Source organism: Borrelia hispanica CRI (assembly GCF_000500065.1).
In the GTDB taxonomy this organism is placed as follows: domain Bacteria; phylum Spirochaetota; class Spirochaetia; order Borreliales; family Borreliaceae; genus Borrelia; species Borrelia hispanica.
This window is the reverse complement of record NZ_AYOU01000064.1, coordinates 1-10,284: the sequence shown is the minus strand read 5'-3', so window position 1 is coordinate 10,284 and position 10,284 is coordinate 1. Positions and strand designations below refer to the sequence as shown.

The window sequence follows — 10,284 nt, the reverse complement described above, 5'->3', positions numbered from 1 at the left end:
AAATAAACTATACCCCCCACTTGACATCATTAACTAACATTATATTTATTTATACATATTTATACAATATATAATCTACTTCTACAAATACTATACTATAAACGATTCCCAATTATCCAACAAACATTTAAGTAAAAATTTTTCAAGCTTTTGTTTATTTTTTATAAGAACTAATTGTTTCTCTTTATCTTTTAAATTAAATTTAACAACAACAGGTTTACAATATGAAGAATCTCTCTTAACTCTTATGTCATTAATAATTTTATTTAAAGAACTTTGCATAATATCTTGCTCACTTATACTCTCTCTTTCCAAATAAGCCCCTATCTTGACATACCTATATATCATAGTTCTACTAAATTTATAATCCAAACAAAACTCATAAAAATTATCATACCCATCAAATTTGTATAACTTATTTTTCTTTATTTCATATAAAGCTTTAGACAATTCCACTTTATTAACAGCTTCCTCTAAGGTCCGAGCTCTAATTTCCTCTTTAAGTTGCCTATATCGCAAAATAGCTCTTTCTTTATCAGAACTATCCTCAACCTGAGTTACACTTCCTACCCTACTTTTAATAGTATCAAGTATATCTAATTTCATTTCTGTTTCCTAAATATAAATATTTGTAAACTGGTTTACAAATATTTATATTTTACAAATTATCTTACAAATATTTACATATTATAGACACCTTCAATAACTTCAGCAACTCTTACATACTCATTATAATATCTTTCACCTTTCTGAGGTTCCAATCTATAAGTAATCATTTTTTGAATAGCAGCACTTCTATGAATCTTAATTGGAACATATTCTTTATAAAGCTGCTGCAAACTATAAAAAAATTCTTTTTTTATTTTTCTATTCTCTTCATAAAGAGTCTGAATAACATAATAATTTTTAAAATCCTGTTTTTGATAAGCATTAATAATTTCCTGCATTTTACTTTTCAAAATTTCATAACTCTCAATTGCCCAAAGTTCTGCAGGCAGAGGAATAACAACCTTAGTAGCAATCATCAAAGAATTAATAAGCTCTTTATTAACCGATGGAGGGGTATCAATCAATATATAATCATATTCTTCAAAATAAGGTGTTAAAATCGTTTTCAATTTATACTCTTGTCCAATAATATTTTCTCCTGAAAACTGAGAAAGTTTAATATGAGATGGAGCAAAATGCAAATCATCTGTTATTTTGTGAACAATACTCATAAAAGATTTTTTAGATTTTAATACTTCATAAATATTATATTCTCTTATATCAATTTTGTTTTCAAAATAAGGAAGAAAATAAGAAGTAACGCTAGCTTGAGAGTCAATATCTATAAGCAAGGTTTTATATTTTTTAGAAGATAAAATATAACCTAGCATTATTGCCGTTATACTTTTACCAACGCCACCCTTAATTGAAGAGATAGCTATAATATCCCTCATTCTTTTATACCTCTAGAGTCCAAACACTTAAATCTTTTATCATAAAAAAGTTTATCTAAATTATCTTCAGAAACTAAGAGCTCTTCAGACAAAGAATTCACAACTCCGATATCCTTTGCCTTAATTGAGATATTAAGTTTTTTAATCTTATTTTTTATTGTAAAATAAGAAATATTATTAATATTAGCCAAAAAAAGAGGAGTATAATATTTTTTACCTTCACATTCAATAAAAAAATTTTTCAAATGCATTTTCATTCTTTCTGTCAAACTTTATTACCCTCTTAGAATTATTTTTTTAATTTACTTTTAATAAAATTTTGGGCCTCTTCACTCAAAAGTAATTCTCTTTTTTTAAAAAATAAATCTTTAGAAGAAATTATACCTTCTATTTTATTTTTTTTTATATATCTTGACAAATAAGAAGAATCACTATAACCCATTTCCTTTGAAAATTCTTTCAAATTTTTTAAAGAATTTAAAAAATTTAATGTAATACGCACAAACTTCCATCCTCCTAAATAAACTTTCATCAATCATTAAATATCTCAAACAAATATAACTTAATTAATACATATATTATATACCATTACCATCATTTTGTAAATGAAATTGACAAAATGATCATTTTAGTATATAAATTATATTAGAGTTGATTTTGTTTTTTTATCAAAATCAGAGATAAAAAAGACCTAAAAACAAAGGTCTTAAACAAACTGAAATAAAGGATAAATCGATGAAAAATTTAAATTTCTTTTTATATAATAACAGCAACCTCAAGAAAAATCAAGTTAGACTAATTAAGCTAATTTCTGTATTAAAATATTTAAACAAAAACAGATTAGGATATAACCAACAAGATATACTTAATTTAACTAACTTTTTCTTAAGAAAAGAAGGTTATGCTGTAATCAAAATGAAAACACTACAAAAAGACTTAGGCTTTATGAAAAAGCATCATATAATCAAAGCCTATATTATACGGCTTGGTGAATATAGAGGTTCAAAGATAAAATATATACCTAAAAAAAATGCATATCGAATATTAGGACAAGTACTTGATGCAACAGAAGAATTATTAGAAAAAACATTTAACATTATATACAAATTAAGCAAAGAAGAAAAAGTAAAAAACAAAACTGAGTTAAAAAATAGCACAAAAAATAGTAGTGTATATAATACTATATATAATAATATAAATAATATTAAGAAAAAGATGAAAATAAAACAACAAAGACACCAGCCCAACAAAAAAACGTAAAAAAAAAGCAAAAAACTGAAAAAAAACTGAAAAAATGAGTAAAAAAAAGCAAAAAACCAAGAAAATCATATTCAGAAAAAAAGAGATTTTTTTGAGAAATGAGAAATTAAGAGACAAATAGAAAAAAGCAACAATAATTTTATTATAAACAGCAAGCATTTTTATAATTAGTTAGAATAAAAAATTTTTAAAAAAATTTCACGGAAGATTTAGATACAAAGAACGCAATTATTTTAGGATAAGAGTTGTAACCAGGCGCCCGGCCAGAAGCCTTTATTTTGCTCTACAATAAAGGAAATTTAAAAAAATGAGGAAATAATACACCTTCACAAATTTTGCCTTTAAAATGCAAAATAGAGGGTATAAATATTTTATGATTATGGCAAATAATAAACTTATTGTTTTAAACAAAGGAAGCTATTTCTTAGGTTTATAACTAAACATAAAAAATAGCATTATGTTCAACAAAATTTTTAAATATTTTATAGGGAGAATGTTTCAATCGAAGTTGCTTCAGGGAAGAGCGTACACACAAAAGGAAGAACTTATCTCCTATCAATCCAAATCCAACTATTCAAACCAGCGAATAAATAGCATTATACAGCAATGCAACTTTTTTTCCAGTATTAATTTTTTTAGGAAATCAAATATCAAATTAATGAGCTTCAAGGAGCAAGAATGCACACAAATGAGGATATATATATTAAAAAATCACGAAATAATATATTGCAAACCATAAAACAAAAAAATAAAAAAGAAAACCCCTTGGGGAAGGGGATTATTTAAAAGAATGTATGGTATGAAGTAAATATTGATAATAAATTCTTTTAATTTTAAAAAAGGAGAATATTTAATAACTAATTATTAGTTCAAAAAAACAACCATTTCAAGTTTTTTTGCAATATTCCTAATATTTTTATTCCAAATGCGTATATCAATAACATTTGATATAAAGAGGTGACGTAAAAGGTTACAAATTATAAAATATGTTAATATGTTAATGATTTTGAATTTTATTGTTATCAAATATAATTTGATAACAATAAAACAAATAATATAATAAGAGAATATCATTGAAAGGAATGATATATATTTATCTCATAGTAATAGAAAAGAAAGTCCCTACTCCTATGTCTTGTTTTGGAGAGGATTGATAGGAGTGTTGGGGACTGTTGATAGAATGCTTTCTACCGTATTTATATCTGTTTATAATATTATTTTATTTTTTTAATTTTGTAAATATTTTTAAAAAATTTTATTATATAAAAACAAAACTTTAAATTCATGTAATGTGAAATAAAAAGTCGAGCAAAAAAGTATAAAGAAATTATCAGATGCTAATATTAAAGAATTATAAGAAGAATAATTAACAATTATGTATTTATACTAAATAAAGTTATAATTATTTTCTTATATTAAATGAACGATCAAAATTTTTTATTGCTCTTAAAAGTTTGATGTGACCCAATTGGATAGAAGAAATTTTTCTTTTCTGATTTTTAAAGTGTAATTTTCGGTTTATTTTTTTATTTAATTCTTGCATTTCTTGAATTTCTAAAGAGCTTGGCTCATAATCGATCCATTTTTTATCAATCCATCCTTTTTCCCACTCATAATAACTTTCGTTATAGCTAGTACCATTAGATTCATCAAAATGTCTTGACAGAGCAGATATTATTTTGGCACTGTAATGAAGCATTTTATCTGTTTCTGTATTAGATATAAATTCATCATAATCGTAAGTTTTTCCTGTTTGCATATTAACGATATCAACAATTAACTTAAAGGTGTTTATACAATTAAGAGCAATATTACCAAAAGGAAGATCTGGATTACTTAGTGATTTAATATTAACCTTATATTTATTTTTCAGACTTTTAGGTATTTTAAAGAAGTCAACAATAAATCCATTGACTTTAGATTTATAATTTGCCTCATATTGCGAATTTTCAAAAAAGGTTTCTTTAATACCTTTTGTTATATGTTTGTCATAATTTAATATTACAGGCAGCTTACTTTTTTGAGCATTATTTTGTTTAATATTTTCCATCTCATATCCTCAGAAATCAAAAATTCTTTCTTTTATCTTGATGTCATACATTATTATAATACATATTAAATAAGAATGAATATAAATAGCTAATATTTTCTAATATTTTTGGTAAATTTTTAATAAAAAATTAAGTATCTATTTTATGGCATAATTATCTTTAAGTTGACATTGTTTTTTTACTAGTTTGTGATACATTTAATTTATCTTTAACCTTTAACCATTTATAAGAAGCTTTGAGCGAGCAATTCTCTCAAGGCTTCTTATTGCTATTATTATTGTCTATTACCCTGATTTATCAAGAAATAAAAATTTGTTGTCTAATTTTAAGTTAGTTCTTTACTTTGAGATATATGAAAAATTATATTTTTTACTAAAAATTTAAACATAGGACTTTAGGGTATAAGTTTTATTGATCAATCAACAATAATTATTTGATAATAAATAAACTTTTATCTTATATATCCTTAACATATCTCTGATAAATCAGGGTAATAGACAATAATAATAGCAATAAGAAGCCTTGAGAGAATTGCTCGCTCAAAGCTTCTTATAAATGGTTAAAGGTTAAAGATAAATTAAATGTATCACAAACTAGTAAAAAAACAATGTCAACTTAAAGATAATTATGCCATAAAATAGATACTTAATTTTTTATTAAAAATTTACCAAAAATATTAGAAAATATTAGCTATTTATATTCATTCTTATTTAATATGTATTATAATAATGTATGACATCAAGATAAAAGAAAGAATTTTTGATTTCTGAGGATATGAGATGGAAAATATTAAACAAAATAATGCTCAAAAAAGTAAGCTGCCTGTAATATTAAATTATGACAAACATATAACAAAAGGTATTAAAGAAACCTTTTTTGAAAATTCGCAATATGAGGCAAATTATAAATCTAAAGTCAATGGATTTATTGTTGACTTCTTTAAAATACCTAAAAGTCTGAAAAATAAATATAAGGTTAATATTAAATCACTAAGTAATCCAGATCTTCCTTTTGGTAATATTGCTCTTAATTGTATAAACACCTTTAAGTTAATTGTTGATATCGTTAATATGCAAACAGGAAAAACTTACGATTATGATGAATTTATATCTAATACAGAAACAGATAAAATGCTTCATTACAGTGCCAAAATAATATCTGCTCTGTCAAGACATTTTGATGAATCTAATGGTACTAGCTATAACGAAAGTTATTATGAGTGGGAAAAAGGATGGATTGATAAAAAATGGATCGATTATGAGCCAAGCTCTTTAGAAATTCAAGAAATGCAAGAATTAAATAAAAAAATAAACCGAAAATTACACTTTAAAAATCAGAAAAGAAAAATTTCTTCTATCCAATTGGGTCACATCAAACTTTTAAGAGCAATAAAAAATTTTGATCGTTCATTTAATATAAGAAAATAATTATAACTTTATTTAGTATAAATACATAATTGTTAATTATTCTTCTTATAATTCTTTAATATTAGCATCTGATAATTTCTTTATACTTTTTTGCTCGACTTTTTATTTCACATTACATGAATTTAAAGTTTTGTTTTTATATAATAAAATTTTTTAAAAATATTTACAAAATTAAAAAAATAAAATAATATTATAAACAGATATAAATACGGTAGAAAGCATTCTATCAACAGTCCCCAACACTCCTATCAATCCTCTCCAAAACAAGACATAGGAGTAGGGACTTTCTTTTCTATTACTATGAGATAAATATATATCATTCCTTTCAATGATATTCTCTTATTATATTATTTGTTTTATTGTTATCAAATTATATTTGATAACAATAAAATTCAAAATCATTAACATATTAACATATTTTATAATTTGTAACCTTTTACGTCACCTCTTTATATCAAATGTTATTGATATACGCATTTGGAATAAAAATATTAGGAATATTGCAAAAAAACTTGAAATGGTTGTTTTTTTGAACTAATAATTAGTTATTAAATATTCTCCTTTTTTAAAATTAAAAGAATTTATTATCAATATTTACTTCATACCATACATTCTTTTAAATAATCCCCTTCCCCAAGGGGTTTTCTTTTTTATTTTTTTGTTTTATGGTTTGCAATATATTATTTCGTGATTTTTTAATATATATATCCTCATTTGTGTGCATTCTTGCTCCTTGAAGCTCATTAATTTGATATTTGATTTCCTAAAAAAATTAATACTGGAAAAAAAGTTGCATTGCTGTATAATGCTATTTATTCGCTGGTTTGAATAGTTGGATTTGGATTGATAGGAGATAAGTTCTTCCTTTTGTGTGTACGCTCTTCCCTGAAGCAACTTCGATTGAAACATTCTCCCTATAAAATATTTAAAAATTTTGTTGAACATAATGCTATTTTTTATGTTTAGTTATAAACCTAAGAAATAGCTTCCTTTGTTTAAAACAATAAGTTTATTATTTGCCATAATCATAAAATATTTATACCCTCTATTTTGCATTTTAAAGGCAAAATTTGTGAAGGTGTATTATTTCCTCATTTTTTTAAATTTCCTTTATTGTAGAGCAAAATAAAGGCTTCTGGCCGGGCGCCTGGTTACAACTCTTATCCTAAAATAATTGCGTTCTTTGTATCTAAATCTTCCGTGAAATTTTTTTAAAAATTTTTTATTCTAACTAATTATAAAAATGCTTGCTGTTTATAATAAAATTATTGTTGCTTTTTTCTATTTGTCTCTTAATTTCTCATTTCTCAAAAAAATCTCTTTTTTTCTGAATATGATTTTCTTGGTTTTTTGCTTTTTTTTACTCATTTTTTCAGTTTTTTTTCAGTTTTTTGCTTTTTTTTTACGTTTTTTTGTTGGGCTGGTGTCTTTGTTGTTTTATTTTCATCTTTTTCTTAATATTATTTATATTATTATATATAGTATTATATACACTACTATTTTTTGTGCTATTTTTTAACTCAGTTTTGTTTTTTACTTTTTCTTCTTTGCTTAATTTGTATATAATGTTAAATGTTTTTTCTAATAATTCTTCTGTTGCATCAAGTACTTGTCCTAATATTCGATATGCATTTTTTTTAGGTATATATTTTATCTTTGAACCTCTATATTCACCAAGCCGTATAATATAGGCTTTGATTATATGATGCTTTTTCATAAAGCCTAAGTCTTTTTGTAGTGTTTTCATTTTGATTACAGCATAACCTTCTTTTCTTAAGAAAAAGTTAGTTAAATTAAGTATATCTTGTTGGTTATATCCTAATCTGTTTTTGTTTAAATATTTTAATACAGAAATTAGCTTAATTAGTCTAACTTGATTTTTCTTGAGGTTGCTGTTATTATATAAAAAGAAATTTAAATTTTTCATCGATTTATCCTTTATTTCAGTTTGTTTAAGACCTTTGTTTTTAGGTCTTTTTTATCTCTGATTTTGATAAAAAAACAAAATCAACTCTAATATAATTTATATACTAAAATGATCATTTTGTCAATTTCATTTACAAAATGATGGTAATGGTATATAATATATGTATTAATTAAGTTATATTTGTTTGAGATATTTAATGATTGATGAAAGTTTATTTAGGAGGATGGAAGTTTGTGCGTATTACATTAAATTTTTTAAATTCTTTAAAAAATTTGAAAGAATTTTCAAAGGAAATGGGTTATAGTGATTCTTCTTATTTGTCAAGATATATAAAAAAAAATAAAATAGAAGGTATAATTTCTTCTAAAGATTTATTTTTTAAAAAAAGAGAATTACTTTTGAGTGAAGAGGCCCAAAATTTTATTAAAAGTAAATTAAAAAAATAATTCTAAGAGGGTAATAAAGTTTGACAGAAAGAATGAAAATGCATTTGAAAAATTTTTTTATTGAATGTGAAGGTAAAAAATATTATACTCCTCTTTTTTTGGCTAATATTAATAATATTTCTTATTTTACAATAAAAAATAAGATTAAAAAACTTAATATCTCAATTAAGGCAAAGGATATCGGAGTTGTGAATTCTTTGTCTGAAGAGCTCTTAGTTTCTGAAGATAATTTAGATAAACTTTTTTATGATAAAAGATTTAAGTGTTTGGACTCTAGAGGTATAAAAGAATGAGGGATATTATAGCTATCTCTTCAATTAAGGGTGGCGTTGGTAAAAGTATAACGGCAATAATGCTAGGTTATATTTTATCTTCTAAAAAATATAAAACCTTGCTTATAGATATTGACTCTCAAGCTAGCGTTACTTCTTATTTTCTTCCTTATTTTGAAAACAAAATTGATATAAGAGAATATAATATTTATGAAGTATTAAAATCTAAAAAATCTTTTATGAGTATTGTTCACAAAATAACAGATGATTTGCATTTTGCTCCATCTCATATTAAACTTTCTCAGTTTTCAGGAGAAAATATTATTGGACAAGAGTATAAATTGAAAACGATTTTAACACCTTATTTTGAAGAATATGATTATATATTGATTGATACCCCTCCATCGGTTAATAAAGAGCTTATTAATTCTTTGATGATTGCTACTAAGGTTGTTATTCCTCTGCCTGCAGAACTTTGGGCAATTGAGAGTTATGAAATTTTGAAAAGTAAAATGCAGGAAATTATTAATGCTTATCAAAAACAGGATTTTAAAAATTATTATGTTATTCAGACTCTTTATGAAGAGAATAGAAAAATAAAAAAAGAATTTTTTTATAGTTTGCAGCAGCTTTATAAAGAATATGTTCCAATTAAGATTCATAGAAGTGCTGCTATTCAAAAAATGATTACTTATAGATTGGAACCTCAGAAAGGTGAAAGATATTATAATGAGTATGTAAGAGTTGCTGAAGTTATTGAAGGTGTCTATAATATGTAAATATTTGTAAGATAATTTGTAAAATATAAATATTTGTAAACCAGTTTACAAATATTTATATTTAGGAAACAGAAATGAAATTAGATATACTTGATACTATTAAAAGTAGGGTAGGAAGTGTAACTCAGGTTGAGGATAGTTCTGATAAAGAAAGAGCTATTTTGCGATATAGGCAACTTAAAGAGGAAATTAGAGCTCGGACCTTAGAGGAAGCTGTTAATAAAGTGGAATTGTCTAAAGCTTTATATGAAATAAAGAAAAATAAGTTATACAAATTTGATGGGTATGATAATTTTTATGAGTTTTGTTTGGATTATAAATTTAGTAGAACTATGATATATAGGTATGTCAAGATAGGGGCTTATTTGGAAAGAGAGAGTATAAGTGAGCAAGATATTATGCAAAGTTCTTTAAATAAAATTATTAATGACATAAGAGTTAAGAGAGATTCTTCATATTGTAAACCTGTTGTTGTTAAATTTAATTTAAAAGATAAAGAGAAACAATTAGTTCTTATAAAAAATAAACAAAAGCTTGAAAAATTTTTACTTAAATGTTTGTTGGATAATTGGGAATCGTTTATAGTATAGTATTTGTAGAAGTAGATTATATATTGTATAAATATGTATAAATAAATATAATGTTAGTTAATGATGTCAAGTGGGGGGTATAGTTTATTT

The 10,284-nt window shown here is 23.9% G+C and carries 12 protein-coding genes; 6 read left to right on the top strand and 6 right to left on the bottom strand.

Going from position 1 to position 10,284, the window contains the following annotated elements; genetic code table 11:
• Window positions 1-90: 90 nt before the first annotated feature.
• The 4 genes from U880_RS0101690 to U880_RS0101675 all read right to left on the bottom strand — a co-directional run bounded on the left by U880_RS0101690 (window position 91) and on the right by U880_RS0101675 (window position 1,944).
• Window positions 91-606 (bottom strand): chromosome replication/partitioning protein, encoded by a 516-nt coding sequence (locus U880_RS0101690; protein ID WP_024654506.1) that lies wholly within the window; start codon window positions 604-606, stop codon window positions 91-93.
• Window positions 607-680: 74 nt separating this feature from the next.
• Window positions 681-1,442 (bottom strand): ParA family protein, encoded by a 762-nt coding sequence (locus U880_RS0101685; RefSeq protein WP_024654507.1) that lies wholly within the window; start codon window positions 1,440-1,442, stop codon window positions 681-683.
• Window positions 1,439-1,711 carry a hypothetical protein gene (locus U880_RS0101680; protein WP_024654508.1) on the bottom strand — a complete coding sequence of 91 codons (273 nt, stop codon included), beginning with the start codon at window positions 1,709-1,711 and terminating at the stop codon, window positions 1,439-1,441. The genes U880_RS0101685 and U880_RS0101680 overlap by 4 nt, the downstream gene beginning before the upstream one ends.
• Before the next feature lie 20 nt (window positions 1,712-1,731).
• Window positions 1,732-1,944: a hypothetical protein gene (locus U880_RS0101675; protein ID WP_014683070.1), complete on the bottom strand. Its 213-nt coding sequence runs from the start codon at window positions 1,942-1,944 to the stop codon at window positions 1,732-1,734.
• A gap of 233 nt (window positions 1,945-2,177) precedes the next feature.
• Between U880_RS0101675 and U880_RS0101670 the strand changes: the two genes are divergently transcribed.
• A complete protein-coding gene (locus U880_RS0101670) occupies window positions 2,178-2,702 on the top strand; it encodes a plasmid maintenance protein (RefSeq protein ID WP_024654509.1) in 525 nt (174 codons plus the stop codon).
• Window positions 2,703-4,104: 1,402 nt separating this feature from the next.
• Here the strand turns inward: U880_RS0101670 and U880_RS0101660 are convergent.
• Entirely contained in the window at window positions 4,105-4,752 is a 648-nt protein-coding gene (locus tag U880_RS0101660; protein WP_024654510.1) for a hypothetical protein, read from the bottom strand.
• Between the two features lie 780 nt (window positions 4,753-5,532).
• On the opposite strand from U880_RS0101660, the gene U880_RS0101655 reads away from it, so the two are divergent.
• A complete protein-coding gene (locus U880_RS0101655; RefSeq protein ID WP_024654510.1) occupies window positions 5,533-6,180 on the top strand; it encodes a hypothetical protein in 648 nt (215 codons plus the stop codon).
• Between the two features lie 1,402 nt (window positions 6,181-7,582).
• On the opposite strand, the gene U880_RS0101645 is transcribed toward U880_RS0101655, so the two are convergent.
• Window positions 7,583-8,107, bottom strand: coding sequence for a plasmid maintenance protein (locus tag U880_RS0101645; RefSeq protein ID WP_024654509.1), 525 nt, complete (start codon window positions 8,105-8,107; stop codon window positions 7,583-7,585).
• Window positions 8,108-8,340: 233 nt separating this feature from the next.
• Here U880_RS0101645 and U880_RS0101640 point away from each other — a divergent pair, with 233 nt between their 5' ends.
• The 4 genes from U880_RS0101640 (at window position 8,341) to U880_RS0101625 (ending at window position 10,194) form a co-directional block, all read left to right on the top strand.
• Window positions 8,341-8,553 (top strand): hypothetical protein, encoded by a 213-nt coding sequence (locus tag U880_RS0101640; protein ID WP_014683070.1) that lies wholly within the window; start codon window positions 8,341-8,343, stop codon window positions 8,551-8,553.
• A gap of 20 nt (window positions 8,554-8,573) precedes the next feature.
• A complete protein-coding gene (locus U880_RS0101635) occupies window positions 8,574-8,846 on the top strand; it encodes a hypothetical protein (protein ID WP_024654508.1) in 273 nt (90 codons plus the stop codon).
• The gene (locus U880_RS0101630) at window positions 8,843-9,604 is read left to right on the top strand and encodes a ParA family protein (RefSeq protein ID WP_024654507.1); all 762 of its coding nucleotides are present in this window, start codon (window positions 8,843-8,845) and stop codon (window positions 9,602-9,604) included. The genes U880_RS0101635 and U880_RS0101630 overlap by 4 nt, the downstream gene beginning before the upstream one ends.
• A 74-nt stretch (window positions 9,605-9,678) precedes the next feature.
• Window positions 9,679-10,194, top strand: a complete 516-nt coding sequence (locus tag U880_RS0101625; RefSeq protein ID WP_024654506.1) for a chromosome replication/partitioning protein — start codon at window positions 9,679-9,681, stop codon at window positions 10,192-10,194.
• Window positions 10,195-10,284: the final 90 nt, after the last annotated feature.

Excerpts from the sequence above, each read along its gene's own strand:
- U880_RS0101655 (WP_024654510.1), top strand. The coding sequence starts at position 5,533 with ATGGAAAATATTAAACAAAATAATGCTCAAAAAAGTAAGCTGCCTGTA.
- U880_RS0101630 (WP_024654507.1), top strand. The coding sequence starts at position 8,843 with ATGAGGGATATTATAGCTATCTCTTCAATTAAGGGTGGCGTTGGTAAA.
- U880_RS0101660 (WP_024654510.1), bottom strand. The coding sequence starts at position 4,752 with ATGGAAAATATTAAACAAAATAATGCTCAAAAAAGTAAGCTGCCTGTA.
- U880_RS0101690 (WP_024654506.1), bottom strand. The coding sequence starts at position 606 with ATGAAATTAGATATACTTGATACTATTAAAAGTAGGGTAGGAAGTGTA.
- U880_RS0101685 (WP_024654507.1), bottom strand. The coding sequence starts at position 1,442 with ATGAGGGATATTATAGCTATCTCTTCAATTAAGGGTGGCGTTGGTAAA.
- U880_RS0101670 (WP_024654509.1), top strand. The coding sequence starts at position 2,178 with ATGAAAAATTTAAATTTCTTTTTATATAATAACAGCAACCTCAAGAAA.
- U880_RS0101625 (WP_024654506.1), top strand. The coding sequence starts at position 9,679 with ATGAAATTAGATATACTTGATACTATTAAAAGTAGGGTAGGAAGTGTA.
- U880_RS0101645 (WP_024654509.1), bottom strand. The coding sequence starts at position 8,107 with ATGAAAAATTTAAATTTCTTTTTATATAATAACAGCAACCTCAAGAAA.